The following is an 18057-nucleotide window of genomic DNA, read 5'->3' on the forward strand; positions in this document are numbered from 1 at the left end:
TTTAACTTGTTTGGTTTCCATTACAAACCCCTCATTTCGTTTAAGCGGTCGACTAGCGCTTTGTAATAGCGCCGCGATGCGTAGACCTGTTTATGACTGTTTTGAAACTCCACTAGGCAATCTGATAGCGAACGGTTGATTGCTGAAACTTGGTTTAAGTTGATGATCACCGACTTGGCCACCTGCATGAAACTGCCAGGCAGCGACTCGGCCAGCTCGTACAGCTTTTGCTTGCTGGTGAAAATGTCGTCCTTAGTGTGGACCTGAAGCGTGCGGTCCTGCGTTTCAATGAACAGAATCGTCGGCAGCGGCAGGAAACGTTCAAGCGTGTCTTGGAACACTGGCAGGGTGGGGGCAGTGGGTGCGGCCAGCGCGTTTTTCACCGCGGCAGCCGCCTCCTGATCTTTGGCCCGAATGACCAGTTCCGGTTCCTTCAGGTCCGGATCAGTTTCAATTTTGATTTTCATTGCCCCACCTCCTCGCTTGGTACTTCATTATTAGACCATTAAAATTCGCTGAGTGAAATACCTTGTACGTATCCGGTCAAAAAAACCGCGTGACTGGTTAGGCACGCGGAAAGGAATCAAAGGTTTCTGAGAATATTGGTGCTCTAAGCGGGGCTGTGTTTTAGTGCGCTCTCTAGCCAGACCGCGTTGCGGTCTGGCGTCGAGTGGCAGTCTCTAAGCGCTAAAGCGCTAAGAGACTGCGCAAAAAAGGCCATCACTGGGTGGGTGATGGCCAAGGAGTAAGGATTGGCGAAACGGCTGGGCGGCCGTTTCGCGATTTTTACTTTGGAGGAGTAAAAATGAAAAAGTTGGGTATGGGTATGGAAATGAGTGGGTGGCTCATCTCTATACTGGTTAATCTAATCCCATAATGTGAAGAAATTGTGACGTTCACGACCCTAATCAAAAAAAATTTGCTGGGGCAAGCGCAATTAATTGCCCTTTTTAAAATCAGAGCTTAGGCTGAGGGTGGAGGTGAATCAAATGGAGCTAACTTTTGACGACGCGGCGGTGGCAAAATCCAGCCGCACTTGGGACCAGATAAGAAATTACTATTAACGTTTGAGGATGGGGTCGGCCAGTACTCCCAGCATGCCATGATTCACATGATGATCCAATTCACGCTGAATGTGGTGGCCCAAACTGCCCCCACTGACGGTATAACGTCGTGGTCGACTCGAACCTGGGACCGATCCTGATCAAGGACTACTCGGCTGAAGACCTGGATGAACACCTGACCGTTCACCTGAACAAGACGTTGAACACCATGCAGCTCAGCGGGGATGGCGGCGTCATCGACAGCGACATGGGGTTCTTGGATTTTACTGAAAAGAAATAGGTTGAGGCTTCTTTCTCTTGAATTAAGTGCCGCTTGGGTTAAAATTTAACCTGGCAACTGAATTCGGGAGGTTAAATTTTGAATTACACGTTTGAATCGGCATTGACGATCCATGAAATCAAAGCGCTGTATGGCGCGGTTCACATGACGCATTACCTGAACGACCCAGCGGAAACGGCGCGGGGCATCGCCAACTCGACGCTGCTCACGGCGCGCGATGGCGACAAGCTGGTCGGCGTGATCCGCGGCGTTTCGGACATGCATACCATTGTGTTTGTGCAGGATCTGATTGTGCTGCCCGAGTACCAGCATCAAGGCATCGGCACCGAGCTGCTGGACCAATTTGACGAGTACTTCAAGCAGGTCGACCGCATCGTAATCGTCACGACCAATGAACCATGGCGGCATTTTACGAACACGCCGGCTTCCAGCGCGGCAGTGATACGAAGGTGGCCACCTTTGTGCGGCCACGCAAACTGCTTGAGCCGAAGTTTTAACCGGCGCTAAACGTCAGGGAGGCAGACATGGAACCGACAGAAAACGTCACGAGAGAGCAAAAGGCCGAAGGGGCGAACCTGCTGCTTGAGCAGGGGTATATTACCGAGCGCGACGAGCCAACCATGATGGACGAGCAGTGGTGTCACGAGTACCTGGAGCAGGTCAACGACGAGCTGCGGCTGCGCACGCTGACGCCGCGCGGCGAATTGAAACTGTTCCACTATTACATGGGTCCCGGTTCGATTATTTACGATCCGGAGCGCTTTTCCGAGGCGGAGGCGAAGGCGGTGTTGCAAAAGGCGCTGGGCTTTGCCAAGTGATCAGCAAAAGCAGCGTGAAGATTCATTCTTCACGCTGCTTTTCGTTAGGCCTCAAACGGGCCATCTAGCACAATTTTGCCGGCTTGATGGCCTGCCATCAACGTTCTTAGGCCGGTCTTAATGTTGGCCGCATTGATCTTGTCAAACCGCGTCGTGACACTGGGGTCGATCAAGCCGACAGCGGCCAGTGTGGCCAGTTGTGAGAGGATGTGGCCTTGGCTGGCCATGTCATGGTGGAAGTCGCTTTTGGCAAACATGAACTCGAAGTCAAGGCTGGCGCCCTTTGGTTTCAGTGCGGTCACGTCGAGCGGCCCCTGCGGCGTTGCGACCGCGCCCACGTGGCCGAACGGGGCGACCAGCTGGGCGGCTAGGTCCAGGTAGGGCTCAGTCGCGTACAAGATGGCCACGGCGTCGACAACCGGATAGCCGGCGGCGTGAACGGCAGCGATGAGGTCCTCATGATAGTTTAGGGGCACATCGACGCCGTGGCGGGCAAGCCAGTCGAAATGCCGGGTGCTAGCGGTGGCCAGCACCGTCATGCCTGTCCAGTGGGCGAGTTGACTGAGCATAGAGCCAACGCCGCCTGCGCCGTTAATGATCAGCAGCGTTTTACCTTTGTTCGCCTGGGCTGCCGGGACAAAGTTCATCTTTTCAAACAACAGTTCCCATGCGGTCAGTCCAACTAGGGGCAGGGCCGCAGCGTCACCTGCCGTCAGGTTTGCAGGCGCTTGAGCGATCAGCTCAGCGGCCACGGCCTGGTATTGCTCAAAGCTGCCAGGCCGCTTGGTGGTACCAGCGTACATGACGCGCTCGCCGGGCTTAAACCGGGAGACGCCACTGCCAACGGCGGTGATCACACCGCACGCATCGTAACCCAGGATCCGTGGGGCCTGCTGCTGGTTCAGCGCCGCGCGCTGCTTTTCGTCAACTGGATTCAGCGCGATGGCTTGGACCTGAACCACAACATCGTCAGTGCCGGGGTTGGGGCGCTTCAGGTCGATGGGGACCAAGCTGGCGGCATCATCCAGGGCGACCCCGTCATACGCGGCAAAGCAAGGTTTTCGAACATAGAATACGACTCCCTTCGATTGTGCTATATTTATTGTAGCCGTTTTTGATCAATAATTGATGAAACTTGCGAAAGAAGGCCGCCTATGCGCAGCAATCGTAAAGGGTCCCGCACCCAGCTCTGGATTAACTTGCTCTTATTTGTGTTTGGCTGCTTGTTCAGCTGGTTTGCCTGGTACGTGACTCAACCGCAAACGCCGGTGGCCATGACCGCTGCACTGAGCTTTGGCTTCGGCACGGTGATTCTCGTCGGCCTGTTAGCGTACTTTGATTCCGCGACCCACACGCGGTGGGGCAGATTCTTCGTCGACCTGGGGTTGGGGTTGGCCATCGTGGCCCTGCTATACGTGTACCTGATCGGCCTTGTGGTGATGTGGCAGGTCATTGTGGCGGTGGTGCTGGTGATTGCCGCACTGGCCGGCTTGTTTGCGCTGCGCAAGCCGAATCGGGCTGCTGACCGCGGGCCAATGCCCCCGGATTACTTTGGTGAAGAGGAACATGATCAAAGCAAGAGCAAGTAAGCGCGCTTTGGTCCACGCAAAAACCGTCTGGCAGATGCCAGGCGGTTTTTCAGTAATCGAACTTGGGTTACTGGACCTGCTGGATGCGGATCTCAATGTTTTGCGGCACGCGCGGGCGCAGAATGCTAATCAGCGATTGCAAATCGCTGCGGAACGTTAGCCGCACGAAGCGGCGAGCAGACAGCCCGAACACGGCGACGACCATCGACTGGCCGTTTGGCAGCTGCAGCGGCGTCAGGGTCACCCCGACGAGCCGTGTGTAGGGAATGACCCGCGAGAACAGGCCCACATTGATCAAGCGCGTCGGGGTCAGGCCGGTGCTGCCGGTCATCACGGTCAGGGTCAAGAAGGCGGCCATGAACACGACGTAATACATGTTGCCGACACCGGTGCTGACGAACCAGAAGCCAAAGAAGACCGCCATCACCAGTTGGAAGGTCGAGTATGCGCCGCGCACGTCGATTTTACTTTGCCAAAAAAAGGTAATAACCGCCGAGGCAAATCAATGCGGCATCAAGAATAATTAGAAAAGCGTTCATTTTAGATTATCTACTTTCTCCTGCGGTGTCGGTTGCAGGTTATCATTTGAAACATCACTTGGGTAAAGCCCGGAGACCTGCTGGTACCACTTGAACAAGCGTACCACGATGATTTTGATCACTGCAAAGCCCGGAATCCCCAAGATCACCCCAATCAGGCCGAACATGGAGCCTGCGGTCAGCAGGACCACGACAATCGTGATTGGGTGCATCTCTAGTTTACTCCCCATGACAAATGGTGAGATCAATTGTGTCTCGAGTAACCACTCGATGAAGAAGACGACGATCACGGCGATGAACATCTTTGGTCCCTGGATCGCCCCCATGATCAGTGCGGGCACCATCGCGAGTGCGGAACCGAAGTACGGGATCAGGTTTAACGGCGCTGCCAGCATCCCGAAAATCAGGCCGTAGCGCAACCCGATAATCGAGTAGCCGACCATGAAGATGATCCCGACGGCGATGGCGACAGTGAGCTGTCCTTGCACGTACGAGCCGACCTTGACGTTCATTTCGTGCAGCATGTCGCCAAAACTCTTGCGCTGCTTGGTGGGAATTAGATGCAGCACCATCGGCGTGAACTTGTTGCCGTCTTTGAGCATGAAGAACAGGATGATCGGCGCGGTTGCCACGGTGACCACCACGGTGCCGACCGTGGAGATGATCGATGACAGCGACGACAGGGTCCCTGACAGAATCGTTGAGCCGCGCTTGGACACCCAGGTCTGAATCTCGGTGGCGAATTGGCTGAGCTGCTTGTCGCTAAAAATATTCTGCTGGTTGTTTAGCGCGGTGACCCATTTGACGAGGTCGTCCCAGTAAGTCGGGGTGGCATTGATAAAACTGCGCAACTGGCTTTCAATCGGTGGCACCACCCGGGTGATGGCCAGAACAATCAGGCCAATCAGGAGCAGGAACACCAAGGCGATGGCGAGGAGTCGCTTTAACCCGTGGTGCTGCAGCCAGTTGACGACAGGGTTCAGCATGTAGAAGAGAATGCCAGCAAGAATGAAGGGTGGGGCGACAATGCTGAGAAAACTCAGCACCGGCTGGAACACCCACGCAATTTTCGTGAAGATAAAAATCGCCAGCAGGCCAAGCACCAGGTCAACTAGGATCACGGCAAACTTGTTGTTCAAAAACCGCTGGTAAAATTGTGAGCGTTTTGTTTGCATGCGCGCACCCCTTTAATTTGTCTACTCCCTCTATGATACCTAATCCACGGGGTGAAAGCGAATCCGGCGCAAGGCTGATTTGTTTGTGAATTGTAAAGGCCATCAACCAGGAATGCCGACCTAATCGGGTCGTTTGTAAACGAACTATATACAGAACCTTTACAAAAAAACGAGAATTGGGTATAATTAAAACCATCAAAACGAAGAGAGGGGGCGCACAATGGGCATGACAATCTTGAAGTGGACACTGCGGGTGTTGGTCGCAGTGACCGTCGTCCTGTTGGTCATCAATACCGTCTTCGGCATTGGACTGATCGTGGTCGACATGGTGTTCGGCGGCGTCTACCTGATGCAGCGCAATAAGTGCGATCGCCGGCAGCTGCACCGGCTGGACCTCATGCACCGATTCTAATCATCATCCAAGAGACTGCTGAGGCAGTCTTTTTGTTTGGGCCCGGCGAGCAGTGCTTTTACTTGCAAACAAGCGTTCCCACTGGTATGATAAAGAAAACTAGAGAGCGGAGGCGGACGGCCATGCCATCCCAAGCAAGTCAGAAACGTTGGAAGCAGATCCTACACACCATTCATGATTCGATTCAAACAAACGGGTTTCCGCCGACAGTGCGGGAAATCGGTAAGAGCGTGGGGCTGAGTTCCAGTTCCACGGTGGCGGCGTACCTTGATCGACTCCTGGCGGAAGGCTATATTGCCAAGGACCCGGCCAAGCCGCGCACACTGATGCTCACCAAGGCGGGGCTGTCATACATCGGCATCGCCGAGGAAGGCATTCCCATTGTCGGCACGGTTGCCGCCGGGGTGCCGATCACCGCAATTGAAAATATCGACGGGTACTTCCCAATTCCGGATGACCTGGAGTACATTGCGGATGATCTCTTCATCCTCGAAGTGTCAGGTTCGTCCATGATCAAGATCGGCATTCTGGATGGGGATAAGCTGATCATCAAGAAGCAGGAAACTGCTGAGAACGGTCAGATTGTCGTCGCGATGACGCAGGACGATGAGGCCACAGTCAAGCGCTTTTACCGCGAAAACGGCGGCGTGCGGTTGCACCCTGAAAATGATTCCATGTCGGACATGTACTTCGACGACGTCTCGATCCTTGGCATCGTGGTGGGGCTTTACCGCAGCGAAGTGAAATAGGTTAAACGCCAAAGCGGCGCGACCAGTCTTCTGGTTGCGCCGCTTTGTTAATGCTTGATGGTACTAAGGTCGTCGTGCTTAACGCGCTGAAATTCGGGCCCGGTTGGGAGTTGCCTGATAGTCGTGGCGCTGAGTTTTTGAAACTCCCAGGTGCCAGTCGGTGAGTTGGGCTGCGCACGGCCGGTGAACGTATAGGTGTGCTTGCCGAGCGCCAGGCGGGCCGCAAACACGCCGGCATCAGTCGTCACGTAGCCGGCCTGAGCTGTTGAGTAGCGCTGTACGTCCACAAAGTAACCATCCGTCGAGGCTGTGATCTGCAGGACCTGGTTGGAATCAGTGGTATTGATCCAGTAATGGCCGATCAGATCATCGATGCCCGCATTGGTGTTAGGGCGCTTTTGGGGGACGGCTTTCTTGCTGACCTTAACGGCGCTGCTGGTGCTGGCCGATGAGGCCTTTTTTTTGACCGCTGCACCCAGCCAAGAGCAGTAGCAGGGTGGTGCTAAGCATGAGCTTTTTCAACATGGCTACCTCACAGGTGTTGCACAAGCGTCATCACAATTGGGATCACAATGATGGCAAACATTGTGGTGGCTGAAACGGTGATCGCGGCATTTTTCGAGTCTGCGCCGTACAGCTTGGCCACCACTGGCGCGTTCGTCATGACCGGCATACAGGACTGCAGGATGAAGACTTGCTTCATCAGCAGTGGGACCGGGGCGGCGACGACCAGGGCGTACATAATGAGTGGCGCAAAGACGAAGCGACCGGAGAAGACACCAAGCATCTCCCGGTCGAAGCGGATGTTCTTGATGCCGGCTTGGTACATGGCGATGCCGATGAAGAACATGGACCCCGGAATGGTCAGATCCCCGACGTAGCCCAGCGTCGCCATGAGAAAGCTGGGCAGCTGGACGTGGAGCAGGACGAGCACCACGCCGAGCATGAACCCGAGCAGCGGCGGGGAGAAGATTTTGCCGAGGGTCTGCTTGAGGTCAAAGTGGGCCGCCTGCGGACCATCGCGCTGGATCAGGTACACGCCGACGGTCCAAAAAAATCGTCGTGTTGGCCATGTAGTACACCAGCACGTACGGCAGGCTCTTGGGCCCAAACAGCGCCAGGTTTACTGGCAGCCCGATGAACACGGTGTTTGAATTGAAAAACATGGATTTAAACAGGCCGCGCCGCTTCGGGTTGACGCGAATAACGCGGGCCACCACGAAGGACAAGGCAAACAGCAGCGCCATCGACAGCACCGGAAAGCGGAGGTCGGGAAGCAGCGTGGCGAGTTCGTGCGCCGAAAAGCGGGAGCAGATGGTGTCGATCATGTATGCGGGCAGCGCCACCTGGGTGACGACCTTAGCGATCACCCGGCTGGAGTGATCATCGAACCAACCAATGGCGGTCAGCCCGTAGCCAATCGCGACCAGGATCAGGATTTCAGCGACCCCGCCTAAACTTGAGAGAAAAGCAGTCAAAAAAATTACTCCTAACATGCGGCAAAAAGGATTACCGCTGAAATTTTGCGAGGCCGCTGCCGGCTAAACTGTCAGCAGAGTCTGGATCAGCACATCAAACGGCTCAACAGGCCACGCCGGCGCGGCGAAGTTCATCGCACTGGGCACCAGCGTCACAGTGGCGCCTGGGTACTGCGCCAAGAAGCGATCGTAGTAGCCGGCGCCGAAGCCGATGCGCGCGCCGGTTGCCGGCACAAATGCGATCCCCGGGACGACCACCAGGTCGGGGCGCTGATTGACGTTTGTCGCCTCGTAAGGCGGCTCGGGAATGCCGAACTTGCTGGTGATCCGGTGGGCTGCGCCAGGGTCCTTCAAAAAGGCCATTTGGCGATGCGGCATCACGCGCGGCAGCAGCACGGTTTTGCCAGCTTCCTGCGCGGCTTGAATAATGCCGGTGGTATCAACTTCCATCGGCCCGCTGACGGTGGTGGCAATCGTGCGCGACGCCTGCCACTGCGGCAGTGCCAGCAGCTGCTGAATCAGGCCAGCGCTTTCCTGTTTGGTGATAGGGGCTGCGGCGGTCAGCCGTTTAAGCTGCGCCTTGCGGAATTCGGGTTTGGTTTGCACTAGCCGATTTTCTCCTTTAGGTAGTCTGCCAAGACGGTGGCATTGTTGTCGTCCTCATCCTTGGCACCGAAAAGTAACAACACTTTATCAGCGTCCAGACTCCGAATTTTTTGCAGGAAAGCCGGGGTGGCCGGATTGCTGTCGAGTTCGGTAATGTAGCGCCGGTTGAACTCCTCGGCTTTGGCCGGGTCGTGGGCGTACCACTTGCGCAGCTCAGTGGACGGGGCGATTTGTTTCGCCCAGTCGTCAAGGCGAGCGTTGACCTTGCTGACGCCGCGCGGCCAAACGCGATCGACCAGCAGTCGGTAACCCTCAGGTTGCTCGTGCGCGTAAATCCTAACGGGAATGAACTCCATCGTAAAGACTCCTTTCTGAAAACTACCAATAACCAAATTAAAGGCCTATTCCGAGCGCGGGTCAAGCCAGTTGGCACGGCCTTGAAGTGATAAACTTGAAACCATAAAGCTCAAGGAGGCACGAGATGCATCTACTAACTGCACTTGGCGTGAAGGGTAACCAGGCGGCCGCAACCACCGCTCCGCAGTGGCTGTCTGTCCAGGAGCGAGCCAGGAAGAATGCCACGACCTGGCGGCCAAGTACCATATCCCCATCGACTACATGACGCCGGTGTTCAATCCGCACGAGAACCCGCGGGTGGAAGGGATGGACGATAAAAGCGGTGCAGGGCTGATTTTGGTGCGGTGCCCATACCAAACCATCAGCAAAAACGGGGAGCGCACATACGGCACCAGTCCCCTGGCCATCATTATTCAGGATGATTTGGTGACCACGGTCAGTCCGCGAAAGCTGACGATTCATAATCGCTGCTTGCAGGCCAGCACCGGGACAGCCGATCCAATCGTCTATTCACTGATGGTGGTCAATCTAGTTTTCGACCAGTTTCTGAACGACACCGACCAGCTCGCCGCGCAGACCCAGAGTATGGAAGTTCGGGTCGGTAAGGCCTCGCACAACACGCTGCTTTACGAAATTATGGCAGTTGAAAAAAAAGTCTCGTACTTTTCACCTCTGCAATCACGGACTCTCAGGGCATTTGGGCCCAGCTGCAAGAATCAGCCTATTTCTCGGTTGACCCGGCGCATCGGCGTAAGCTGGCAATCGCTGAGCGCACCGCTCACCAGGCGAAAACGCTGGCAGAGGCCAACTCAGCGATCCTAGATCAGTATAATTCCACGGTTTCCTCAGTGGTGTCGAACAACCTCAATCTGATCATGAAGATGCTGACTTCGGTGTCGATTATCATGACCATCCCCAGCATCGTTGGCAGCCTTTGGGGGATGAACACCCGAGTACCGTGGCAGCAAAGCATCTGGGGCTTTTGGACCTTGATCGTGGCCACCATTGTGTTGTGCGTGGCGGCCGGGTACTGGCTGCACAAGAAGGATTTCTTCTAAAGCGCCTGACGTGCATTGGGTGGCCGCACCTCTCTACAATTAAAGGTGGAGGTGCACCATGCAAAAAGACTACGCGATCAAGCAATCACAAACCACCAGCGCCCAGGAAACCAGCGGCGCGTGCTGGCACTGCATTTTTGACCCCACCGAAGGCGAGCTGCAGACCCTCAAAGACCGGTACCAGTTGCCAGACGGCTACGTTGAGGCCGCGCTTGACGATCACGAGGATGCGCGCAGTGAGGCCTTGAGCCAGGGGGCTGAGGCCCCCGGGTTCATTTTGGTGCGCGAACCTTTTGCTTACGAGGGTGACACTGGCTACCGGACGTACGCGACCATGCCCCTAGCCTTGATCTTGCTGGAGGATGAGCTGGTCACCATCAGTCGCGCTAAGCCGCGGCTCATGGATGACTATCTGCAGGCGTTAGACCAAGTTGAAAGCGCCGACAGCTTCGCCTTGCGCATCGTTGATCGGGTGCTGGACTGCTTCACCAAGGATATTGACGACATGGCAGACAGCACCCACGCAATGGAAAAACAGGTCAAAAACTCAGCTAAAAACACGTTGATTTATGAAGTCATGAGTCTAGAAAAAGGCCTCGTTTATTTCAACGCGGCCCTAACGCGCACCCAATCGCTGGTAGCAGATATTCGCGGCAGCGATTGCTACTTTCAAGCAGCGAGTGACGCCCGGGTGCTGTTCCTGCTGGACGTGAAAGTCAGGCAGATCCTGACCACGGTCGAAAGCACCGAGGAGATCCTGGATCAATACAACAGCGCAATTTCGTCTGTGGTTGGCAACAACTTGAACCTGATCATGAAAATGCTGACGTCCGTGTCGATCCTGCTGGCGATTCCGCCCATCGTTTCCGGTATCTTTGGGCAAAAGACGTGGATTCCTTGGAAAGATGGGCCGGTGGTCGGCTTCTGGCTGACGTTGGCGATTGCTCTGGGGATCAGTGCGGCCGTCGCCTGGTGGCTGCATTGCAAGGATTACTTTTGAGCTTGGTTGGTCATTTTCAGCGGATCGACCCATGCGTCATACTGTTCGGCCGTCACCGCGCCTGAGGCAATTGCTGCCTCGCGCAGGGACTGGCCGTTTTTTTGTGCCGTCTGAGCAAGCTTCGCCGCCTGCGCGTAGCCAATGTGCGGCGAAAGCGCCGTGACCAGCATCAGCGAGCGGTCGACCAGGTCGCGCATCCGCCCCTGATTTACGGTGAGCCCTTGCAGCAGCAGCCGGTCAAGCTGGGTGATGCCCCCGGCCAGTAGCGTGCAGCTTTCCAGCACGGTGGCGCCAATCACCGGCTTGTACACGTTGAGTTCAAAGTTGCCCTGGCTTTCGGCGACGGCAATCGTCGTGTCGTTGCCCATGACCCGAGTGGCGATCATCGTGAGGGCCTCGGCCTGCGTGGGGTTGACCTTGCCTGGCATGATCGAACTGCCGGGCTCGTTGGCGGGGATGGTCAGCTCGCCGTACCCACCACGGGGGCCGGATGCTAGGAAGCGGATGTCATTGGCGATTTTCATCAAGTCCGCCGCAAGCGTCTTCAAGGCCCCGTGAATGGCCGTCAGCTCGCTGTGAAAGGCCAGCCCGTGAAACTTGTTGGGCATTTCCTTGAACGGCAGACCGGTCAGCTTGGCAATTTGCGCGACCATCGCTGCGGTTTGCTGCGAGGTCGTGTTCAGGCCGGTGCCCACGGCGGTGCCACCCAGCGCCAGCGTCAAGAGCTGCGGCTGCAACTGGCGCAAGGTGGCCACATCCCCTTCAAGGGTCGCGCGCCAGCCGGAGACTTCCTGCCCGAAGGTGAGCGGAGTGGCGTCTTGCAGGTGCGTGCGGCCTAGTTTGACGACATTGGCATAGGCCGTCTCTTTTTCCTTCAGCGTCGCGATCATGGCTTCGGCGGATTGGCAGACCTTGGTCACGGCCGGGTAGGCGGCCATGTGCAGTGCGGTGGGAAACGTGTCATTCGAACTTTGCCCGCGGTTGACGTCATCGTTTGGCAGGACTGGGCGGCCTAACGCCGAGCTGGCGAGGTGCGTGAGCACTTCGTTGACGTTCATATTGGTTTGCGTACCGCTGCCGGTTTGGTAGACGTGCAGCGGAAAATCGGCCATTAGCTGGTCATCTGGCAGGGCCTGCAGGTGGTCCGCAGCGGTGATGATGGCCCGGCCGACCGGTTTGTCGAGACCATGATTCATATTGACAGTCGCAGCCGCCGCCTTAATCGTCAGCAAGGCCCGAATCACCTCGGCCGGCATTAACGGGCCGGTGGGAAAGTTGTGGCGAGAGCGCTCGGTTTGCGGGCCCCACGCCACGTCATCGGGAATTTCCACTGCGCCCAAAGCATCTTTTTCAATCCGCATTACTGTTCTCCTTCTTCCAATAATAATTGTGCCAGCTGGTCAGTCGCAGGCGTGTGCTGCAGGGTGCGGCTGGTGACCAGCGCAATGTCAAACGTGGGCTGGCCCGGATCGGTCAGCGGAATAGTCACTAAGTGGTCGGCGGGCTGCACCGCGATTTGAGCCAGCAGCGCCACGCCGACCTTAGCCTGTACCATGTGCTTGAGCAGCGCCACGTCTTGGGTGCGGTAAACCACGCTGGCTGAATGCCGGCATTGTGGGTAAACCACTCGAAGGCTTTCGTGTGCACAAACCCTTCGGCCAGGGTGACAAAAGGCTCCGCCGCCAGTTCGGCAAAACTGAGCTGCTTTTTAATTGCTAACGGGTGGTCCGGCGACACCACTAACGTGAAAGGGACGCGCCGCAGCGGTTGCACCTTCAAGGCCGGCGCGTTGAGCGGCCCGGTGGACCCCAGCAAGGCGCCGTCGAGGTGGCCGCCGCGCAGGTCCGCCAGGAGATTTTGCGAGCCGTCCTCCACGGTTTGCAGCTGATCGATGAGGCCGGCCTGCATCAGCGCCGGTGCAGCGTAGGAAAATAGTAGTTACCGATGATCGGCGGCAGGCCAAAGCGGATCTTACCGCTGCGCGCCCGGGCGAGCTCGGCCTCGGCGGCGGTCAGCTCCGCGGTGATCACCTGGACATGGCCAGCCAGCTTTTCGCCGGCCGGGGTGACGGTGATGCGAGCGTGGCTTTGGTCTCGGTCGATCAGCTGGATCCCGAAGTGGGTCTCAAGTCGTTTCAGGGCCATCGTGATGGTCGGCTGGGTCACGCCAAACTCGGCGGCCACTTGGGAGAAGTTCTTGATCTTGGTCAGGGCCTCAAAGTATTCCAGATCGCGTGTGTTCATGCTCAGCGCTCCTTTTCTCATATAACGAAAGATTAACACAAAAAGGGGTTGGCAAAATGAAAAGGCGATGAAAGCTGGTTGTCGACGCCCTCAGCAGAAAATAGACGAAAAAGTTTTCGGCCGAACGGCGCGGCGTATCAAGTGAGCAGGCATCGGCACCGGTGAATAGCGGTCATATAATCAACTCGTATGGCTCTTGGGCTGTTTGACTATATTTTTGTTAGCCGCGTAAAGTGACTCCTGTAATCAAATAGGAGGAACACGACATGAAATACACACCAGAACAATTGCTTCACGATCCATTTTTAAACAAGGGCACGGCTTTCACCGCCGAAGAGCGCGCTAAGTATGGGCTGAATGGCCTGTTGCCAAGCGCCATCCAGACGCTGGATCAGCAGGTGACTCAAGCTTACGCCCAGTTGGAAAGTAAGCCGACCCCGGTCGCCAAGCGTCAGTTCTTGATGCAGCTGTTCAATGTGAACCATGTGCTGTTTTACAAACTGTTCTCTGAGCACATTGTTGAATTCATGCCGATTGTTTACGATCCAACCATTGCCGATTTCATCGAAAACTACTCCGCACTGTTCATCGAGCCGCAAAACGCGACTTACCTGAGCATTGACGCGCAGGATGACATGGAAGCGGCTTTGCGCCGCAGTGCCAACGGTCGTGACATTCGACTGATTGTGGTCACCGACGGGGAAGGCATCCTCGGCATCGGCGATTGGGGCACGCAGGGCGTCGACATTGCGGTCGGCAAGCTGATGGTGTACACCGGCGCCGCTGGCATCGACCCGAGTCAGGTCCTACCTGTCGTTTTAGACGCCGGCACCACGCGCAAGGAACTGCTGGAAGATGACCTGTACCTTGGGGTGCGTCACGACCGCATCTACGGCGAAAAGTATCACGCCTTCGTTGACAAGTTCGTGGCGACGGCCGAGAAGCTGTTCCCACACCTGTACCTGCACTTTGAGGACTTCGGCCGCGCCAACGCAGCTGACATCCTCAATCAGTACAAGGACAAGATCACGACTTTCAACGACGACATCCAAGGCACAGGGATCATCGTGCTGGCCGGGTTGTTTGGGGCCATGAACATCTCCAAGCAAAAGCTGACCGACCAGGTGTACATGAGCTTTGGGGCCGGGACTGCCGGCGCCGGCATCACCCAGCGCGTGTACGACGAGTTCCTGCAGCAGGGCATGGATCCGGCCGAAGCCAAGAAGCACTTCTACCTGGTCGACAAGCAGGGCCTGCTCTTTGACGATGACGACACGCTGACCCCGGCGCAAAAGCCGTTTGCGCGCAGCCGTAGTGAGTTCAAAAACGCGGCTGAGCTGACGTCTCTGGAAGCTGCCGTTAAGGCCGTGCACCCAACAGTCCTGGTTGGCACCTCGACGCAACCTGGGAGCTTCACGCAGCCGATCGTCGCCGAAATGGCAGCGCACACTGAACGCCCGATCATCTTCCCACTGTCCAATCCGACCAAGCTGGCGGAGGCGAAAGCGGCAGACCTGATCAAGTGGACCGAGGGGCGCGCGTTGGTTGCGACTGGCATTCCGGCCGCTGACGTTGACTACAACGGCGTGACTTACGCCATCGGCCAAGCCAACAACGCCCTGGTTTATCCAGGACTGGGCCTGGGTACGATTGCCGCAACCAGCAAATTGCTGTCTGACGCGATGATCTCTGCCGCTGCCCACAGCCTGGGTGGTCTGGTTGACCCTGACAAGGCCGGCGCTGCCGTGCTGCCGCCAGTCTCCAAGCTGGATCAGTTCAGCAAGACGGTCGCGATTGCGGTGGCGACTCAGGCCGTCAAGGATGGCCTGAACGAAGAACCGATCGCTGACGTTAAACAGGCGGTCGCTGACATGCAGTGGTCCCCTGAATACCGCGACCTCACCGATGTAGAAGTGGAGGACTAATTGTGACTGCCTTATACACGAGTATCGAAAGTGTTTTAACCATTGTTTTGATGATCGCGCTAGGCTACATTCTCCAGCACAACGGCTGGTTTGATGAAAAGTTCGGTCAAACGATCTCTAACCTGTTGATGAAGGTGGCGCTGCCAGCGTCCATCTTCATCCAGGTCCTGCAGCGGCTGACCCGCAGCAAGCTGATCAGCCTGTCTTCCGGGCTGGTTTACGGCTTCGGCGCAGTGGCGCTGGGCTACATTGTCGCCTTCATTCTGGTCAAGCTGCTTAAAGTACGCCCGGGGCGGCGCGGGACGTTCATCAACATGTTCGTCAACGCTAACACCATCTTCATTGGCCTGCCGCTTAACATGGCGCTGTTCGGTGACAAGGCGACCGCGTACTTCCTGATGTACTACGTGGTCAACACCGTGTCCACCTGGACGCTGGGGGCGTTTTTGATGAGCTGGGATGACCCGACCAAGGTCGCCGGTGAAATCGGCACGAAGGCCAGCTTCAACTGGAAAAAGCTCCTGCCAGCCCCACTGGTTGGGTTCCTGGTCGCACTGGTTTTCCTGCTGTTCAACATTCCGTTCGTTCACGTCGGCTGGCTCAGCTTTGTGGTTAACGCGATGACGTATGTCGGTAGTCTGGTAACCCCACTGTCTCTGATTTACATCGGGATCATTCTGGCCAAGGCCGGTTTCAAGACCATCAAGTTTGACCGCGATTCCGTGGTCGCTTTGCTCGGTCGTTTCGTGGTCGCACCGCTTTTGATCTTCGCGCTGATCACGATTGGGCTTAAGGCCGGCTTCCAGGTGCCGAGTCTTGAAGCCAAGACGCTGATCGTTCAGGCTTCTGCCCCTGGCCTTGCTGTGCTGCCGATTCTCGCCACTGAAGGCCACGGTGATGTCGAGTACGCGACCAACGTGGTAACCTTATCCACAGTGCTATTCGTTATTGTGGTGCCAATCATCATGCTGTTGATTCAAGGCATGTAATTGGTGATCACATTTAAATAGTTACCGAACGACGCAATCGGCTACCCGATTGCGTCGTTTTGATGCGGTAGAAAAGGCCTGCGTCTTGAATAGGCTTTCATAATTCTGAGCATGGGTGTACCCTAGAAATTAACAAACTTATGCGAACGGTCGACAATTCGTCGACAAATTGCCAGCCTCGTTACCCCTGGCTGGACATGAGCGAAAGGAGCGCTTCGTCAATGGATCTGGGCAGTCTGCACCTTTTTATCCTCGCTGATTTGCACTTGGGCAGCACGCGCCACACCACCGCGGCCTTTCATCACGCGCTGGTCAACATGCACCGCCTTGATCCAATGCGGCCTTGGTGATCGCCGGTGATGTGACCGATTGGGGAGACCCGGCGCAGTTCCAGGACGCGTGGTCCTCGCTGGAGCGCGTCCCTGCCGATCAGCTGATCGTCTGCCTGGGCAACCATGATGTCCGCGGCCCGCATCAGCTGGATTACGACAACGACCAGGAAAGTGACCCCGAATACTTTCGGCAGGTCACCATGCCAGAGTATCAGGCGCACTATTTGAGTCGCGTGCCAGGGGCCAAGCCTTGGCAGCCATACTTTACGGTGGACCTGGGCGATTACCACTTCATTGTGATGAACTCCGAAAAGGGTCTTAAGGATGGCGCTACATCTCTGCCCAGCAGGTGGCCTGGCTCGACGACGAACTACAGGCCGGCGAGGACGGCGGCCAGAAAAACCTGGTGCTGGTCCACCAGGCGCTGCGGGACACGCACTGGCGCAGTAATTTTGGCGGTGGCTTTGGCATTCAGGATGCCGTGATCAAAGACGTGCTGCGTCGGCATCCGAACACCTTCATTTTGTCCGGTCACATCCACAATGGGTTTGGCGTGGCGGAGGCCATCCCGCGCGATTTTGGCACGTGCATCGACCTGCCTGCGTTTGCGCTGAGTGAAAACGGGTATGATGGGGCCGGACTGGCGTATTACTGCACGTTTACCGCGCGAACAATGAAGTTTGCGGCGTGGGATCTGGCCATCAACCGGCCGCTGCCGCAGTACGATTTGAGCCTGAAAACAACGACGCTTGCGGCGGCGCTGCCAAGTATTGCCAAGCAGGACGCGGCCGCTGGGGTCCGGGCTTTGCAGCTGCTGCACCGCAGTTATGCGACCGCCACTTTTGACGATCCGCGCACCGATGCCACGCCGGACGCGCCGGCACAGCAGTTGTTTGGCCCGTCGGTGCAGGCTCAGGTGGCCGAACTGATTGGCAATGCCCGGCCGCGGCGGCCACTCTGCCCTCCGTTAGATCTCAAGCCTTACCACGCGTACTTTGCCCGGCGTGACGACGCAACTGAGACGCTGGGGCGGCTGAGCGAAAACCTGACGCATGGTCAGGCCGCTGAGGCCTCGGTGGAGGCCCGGTTGACCCGGCAGTTTGTCCAGGCGCGGCTGGCGGAGGTGACCCCGCAAATGATCAGGTTCAGCGACGCGCAGCTGGCTGCGCTGGTGGACGAGGCGCAGCGCCTGTTAGTAGGCGTTTTTCCTCGAATTGACCGCACGGGCCTCGAGGCAGCCATCGCCGCACACGGACAGGGGGCCGATGCAGCCAGCCGGTTGCTACTGGCCCAGGCACGTTACCTGCTGAAGGACCGGGCGGCGACTCAGCCAGCCGTCGACAGCATGGTGGCGCAGCTAAATGCGTTGAAAGCACCGTAAAAAAATCAGGCTTAGACAAAATTAGCCTAGTCGCGTTCCACAAAGCAACGCCCAGACACGCA

The 18057-nt window shown here is 56.7% G+C and carries 21 protein-coding genes and 3 pseudogenes; 13 read left to right on the plus strand and 11 right to left on the minus strand.

From position 1 onward, the window contains the following. Nucleotides 1-20 precede the first annotated feature (20 nt). Nucleotides 21-467: a LytTR family DNA-binding domain-containing protein gene (locus tag JCM13995_RS04245; protein ID WP_054662834.1), complete on the minus strand. Its 447-nt coding sequence runs from the start codon at nt 465-467 to the stop codon at nt 21-23. Between the two features lie 522 nt (nt 468-989). Between JCM13995_RS04245 and JCM13995_RS04250 the strand changes: the two are divergent. The 3 genes and pseudogenes from JCM13995_RS04250 to JCM13995_RS04260 all read left to right on the plus strand — a co-directional run bounded on the left by JCM13995_RS04250 (nt 990) and on the right by JCM13995_RS04260 (nt 2162). Next, a pseudogene (locus JCM13995_RS04250) lies at nt 990-1344 on the plus strand (iron-sulfur cluster biosynthesis family protein). Nucleotides 1345-1422: 78 nt separating this feature from the next. Then, nucleotides 1423-1851, plus strand: a complete 429-nt coding sequence (locus JCM13995_RS04255) for a GNAT family N-acetyltransferase (protein ID WP_054662837.1) — start codon at nt 1423-1425, stop codon at nt 1849-1851. 17 nt (nt 1852-1868) lie between these two features. After that, nucleotides 1869-2162, plus strand: a complete 294-nt coding sequence (locus tag JCM13995_RS04260) for a hypothetical protein (RefSeq protein WP_054662840.1) — start codon at nt 1869-1871, stop codon at nt 2160-2162. Nucleotides 2163-2206: 44 nt separating this feature from the next. Here the strand turns inward: JCM13995_RS04260 and JCM13995_RS04265 are convergent, their stop codons facing one another. Next, the gene (locus tag JCM13995_RS04265) at nt 2207-3172 is read right to left on the minus strand and encodes a zinc-binding alcohol dehydrogenase family protein (RefSeq protein ID WP_054662843.1); all 966 of its coding nucleotides are present in this window, start codon (nt 3170-3172) and stop codon (nt 2207-2209) included. 144 nt (nt 3173-3316) lie between these two features. Here JCM13995_RS04265 and JCM13995_RS04270 point away from each other — a divergent pair, with 144 nt between their 5' ends. Then, entirely contained in the window at nt 3317-3751 is a 435-nt protein-coding gene (locus JCM13995_RS04270) for a hypothetical protein (RefSeq protein ID WP_054662846.1), read from the plus strand. A gap of 67 nt (nt 3752-3818) precedes the next feature. Here the strand turns inward: JCM13995_RS04270 and JCM13995_RS04275 are convergent, their stop codons facing one another. Next, nucleotides 3819-4208, minus strand: a complete 390-nt coding sequence (locus tag JCM13995_RS04275) for a hypothetical protein (RefSeq protein WP_225350710.1) — start codon at nt 4206-4208, stop codon at nt 3819-3821. A gap of 78 nt (nt 4209-4286) precedes the next feature. Then, a complete protein-coding gene (locus JCM13995_RS04280; protein WP_054662849.1) occupies nt 4287-5465 on the minus strand; it encodes an AI-2E family transporter in 1179 nt (392 codons plus the stop codon). Between the two features lie 220 nt (nt 5466-5685). Between JCM13995_RS04280 and JCM13995_RS04285 the strand changes: the two genes are divergently transcribed. Further along, on the plus strand, nt 5686-5877 hold the full coding sequence (locus JCM13995_RS04285; protein ID WP_054662852.1) for a hypothetical protein: 192 nt from the start codon (nt 5686-5688) through the stop codon (nt 5875-5877). 122 nt (nt 5878-5999) lie between these two features. Beyond that, entirely contained in the window at nt 6000-6626 is a 627-nt protein-coding gene (lexA, locus tag JCM13995_RS04290; RefSeq protein ID WP_054662855.1) for a transcriptional repressor LexA, read from the plus strand. Between the two features lie 47 nt (nt 6627-6673). Here the strand turns inward: lexA and JCM13995_RS04295 are convergent, their stop codons facing one another. The 4 genes and pseudogenes from JCM13995_RS04295 to JCM13995_RS04310 all read right to left on the minus strand — a co-directional run bounded on the left by JCM13995_RS04295 (nt 6674) and on the right by JCM13995_RS04310 (nt 9066). Continuing rightward, nucleotides 6674-6913 carry a hypothetical protein gene (locus JCM13995_RS04295; protein ID WP_054662858.1) on the minus strand — a complete coding sequence of 80 codons (240 nt, stop codon included), beginning with the start codon at nt 6911-6913 and terminating at the stop codon, nt 6674-6676. A 245-nt stretch (nt 6914-7158) separates the two neighbouring features. Then, a pseudogene (locus JCM13995_RS04300) lies at nt 7159-8104 on the minus strand (AEC family transporter). A 63-nt stretch (nt 8105-8167) separates the two neighbouring features. Next, complete coding sequence (locus JCM13995_RS04305) at nt 8168-8710, minus strand: 5-formyltetrahydrofolate cyclo-ligase (protein ID WP_054662861.1); 543 nt, start codon at nt 8708-8710, stop codon at nt 8168-8170. Continuing rightward, nucleotides 8710-9066 carry a DUF488 domain-containing protein gene (locus tag JCM13995_RS04310; RefSeq protein ID WP_054662864.1) on the minus strand — a complete coding sequence of 119 codons (357 nt, stop codon included), beginning with the start codon at nt 9064-9066 and terminating at the stop codon, nt 8710-8712. The genes JCM13995_RS04305 and JCM13995_RS04310 overlap by 1 nt, the downstream gene beginning before the upstream one ends. Nucleotides 9067-9253: 187 nt before the next feature. Here JCM13995_RS04310 and JCM13995_RS04315 point away from each other — a divergent pair, with 187 nt between their 5' ends. The 3 genes from JCM13995_RS04315 to JCM13995_RS04325 are packed head-to-tail and all read left to right on the plus strand — an operon-like array spanning nt 9254 to nt 11125. After that, the gene (locus JCM13995_RS04315) at nt 9254-9889 is read left to right on the plus strand and encodes a CorA family divalent cation transporter (protein WP_082397712.1); all 636 of its coding nucleotides are present in this window, start codon (nt 9254-9256) and stop codon (nt 9887-9889) included. Continuing rightward, complete coding sequence (locus JCM13995_RS16710; RefSeq protein WP_156314315.1) at nt 9775-10125, plus strand: CorA family divalent cation transporter; 351 nt, start codon at nt 9775-9777, stop codon at nt 10123-10125. Before JCM13995_RS04315 ends, JCM13995_RS16710 begins: the two co-directional genes overlap by 115 nt. 58 nt (nt 10126-10183) lie before the next feature. After that, nucleotides 10184-11125: a magnesium transporter CorA family protein gene (locus JCM13995_RS04325; RefSeq protein ID WP_054662872.1), complete on the plus strand. Its 942-nt coding sequence runs from the start codon at nt 10184-10186 to the stop codon at nt 11123-11125. Here JCM13995_RS04325 and JCM13995_RS04330 read toward each other — a convergent pair. The 3 genes and pseudogenes from JCM13995_RS04330 to JCM13995_RS15680 all read right to left on the minus strand — a co-directional run bounded on the left by JCM13995_RS04330 (nt 11116) and on the right by JCM13995_RS15680 (nt 13368). Continuing rightward, nucleotides 11116-12486 (minus strand): class II fumarate hydratase, encoded by a 1371-nt coding sequence (locus JCM13995_RS04330; protein WP_054662875.1) that lies wholly within the window; start codon nt 12484-12486, stop codon nt 11116-11118. The two genes, JCM13995_RS04325 and JCM13995_RS04330, sit on opposite strands and share 10 nt — an antisense overlap. Then, nucleotides 12486-13033: pseudogene (locus JCM13995_RS15675) on the minus strand (LysR substrate-binding domain-containing protein). The gene JCM13995_RS04330 and the pseudogene JCM13995_RS15675 overlap by 1 nt, the downstream one beginning before the upstream one ends. After that, nucleotides 13033-13368, minus strand: coding sequence for a LysR family transcriptional regulator (locus JCM13995_RS15680; protein WP_225350711.1), 336 nt, complete (start codon nt 13366-13368; stop codon nt 13033-13035). The pseudogene JCM13995_RS15675 and the gene JCM13995_RS15680 overlap by 1 nt, the downstream one beginning before the upstream one ends. A 266-nt stretch (nt 13369-13634) precedes the next feature. Here JCM13995_RS15680 and JCM13995_RS04340 point away from each other — a divergent pair, with 266 nt between their 5' ends. From JCM13995_RS04340 to JCM13995_RS16725, 4 genes are all read left to right on the plus strand, one after another. Then, nucleotides 13635-15293, plus strand: a complete 1659-nt coding sequence (locus tag JCM13995_RS04340; RefSeq protein ID WP_054662878.1) for a malolactic enzyme — start codon at nt 13635-13637, stop codon at nt 15291-15293. Nucleotides 15294-15295: 2 nt separating this feature from the next. After that, nucleotides 15296-16282 (plus strand): AEC family transporter, encoded by a 987-nt coding sequence (locus tag JCM13995_RS04345; RefSeq protein ID WP_054662881.1) that lies wholly within the window; start codon nt 15296-15298, stop codon nt 16280-16282. A 221-nt stretch (nt 16283-16503) separates the two neighbouring features. Further along, nucleotides 16504-16632: a hypothetical protein gene (locus tag JCM13995_RS16720; protein WP_263849560.1), complete on the plus strand. Its 129-nt coding sequence runs from the start codon at nt 16504-16506 to the stop codon at nt 16630-16632. Further along, nucleotides 16629-17099 (plus strand): metallophosphoesterase family protein, encoded by a 471-nt coding sequence (locus JCM13995_RS16725; protein ID WP_162230905.1) that lies wholly within the window; start codon nt 16629-16631, stop codon nt 17097-17099. Before JCM13995_RS16720 ends, JCM13995_RS16725 begins: the two co-directional genes overlap by 4 nt. Nucleotides 17100-18057: the final 958 nt, after the last annotated feature.

The organism is Lacticaseibacillus camelliae DSM 22697 = JCM 13995 (assembly GCF_001311195.1).
GTDB classification, from domain to species: Bacteria; Bacillota; Bacilli; order Lactobacillales; family Lactobacillaceae; genus Lacticaseibacillus; species Lacticaseibacillus camelliae.

Excerpts from the sequence above, each read along its gene's own strand:
- JCM13995_RS04245 (WP_054662834.1), bottom strand. The coding sequence starts at position 467 with ATGAAAATCAAAATTGAAACTGATCCGGACCTGAAGGAACCGGAACTG.
- JCM13995_RS04260 (WP_054662840.1), top strand. The coding sequence starts at position 1,869 with ATGGAACCGACAGAAAACGTCACGAGAGAGCAAAAGGCCGAAGGGGCG.
- JCM13995_RS04270 (WP_054662846.1), top strand. The coding sequence starts at position 3,317 with ATGCGCAGCAATCGTAAAGGGTCCCGCACCCAGCTCTGGATTAACTTG.
- JCM13995_RS04280 (WP_054662849.1), bottom strand. The coding sequence starts at position 5,465 with ATGCAAACAAAACGCTCACAATTTTACCAGCGGTTTTTGAACAACAAG.
- JCM13995_RS04285 (WP_054662852.1), top strand. The coding sequence starts at position 5,686 with ATGGGCATGACAATCTTGAAGTGGACACTGCGGGTGTTGGTCGCAGTG.
- lexA (WP_054662855.1), top strand. The coding sequence starts at position 6,000 with ATGCCATCCCAAGCAAGTCAGAAACGTTGGAAGCAGATCCTACACACC.
- JCM13995_RS04310 (WP_054662864.1), bottom strand. The coding sequence starts at position 9,066 with ATGGAGTTCATTCCCGTTAGGATTTACGCGCACGAGCAACCTGAGGGT.
- JCM13995_RS04325 (WP_054662872.1), top strand. The coding sequence starts at position 10,184 with ATGCAAAAAGACTACGCGATCAAGCAATCACAAACCACCAGCGCCCAG.
- JCM13995_RS04330 (WP_054662875.1), bottom strand. The coding sequence starts at position 12,486 with ATGCGGATTGAAAAAGATGCTTTGGGCGCAGTGGAAATTCCCGATGAC.
- JCM13995_RS15680 (WP_225350711.1), bottom strand. The coding sequence starts at position 13,368 with ATGAACACACGCGATCTGGAATACTTTGAGGCCCTGACCAAGATCAAG.
- JCM13995_RS04340 (WP_054662878.1), top strand. The coding sequence starts at position 13,635 with ATGAAATACACACCAGAACAATTGCTTCACGATCCATTTTTAAACAAG.
- JCM13995_RS16720 (WP_263849560.1), top strand. The coding sequence starts at position 16,504 with ATGGATCTGGGCAGTCTGCACCTTTTTATCCTCGCTGATTTGCACTTG.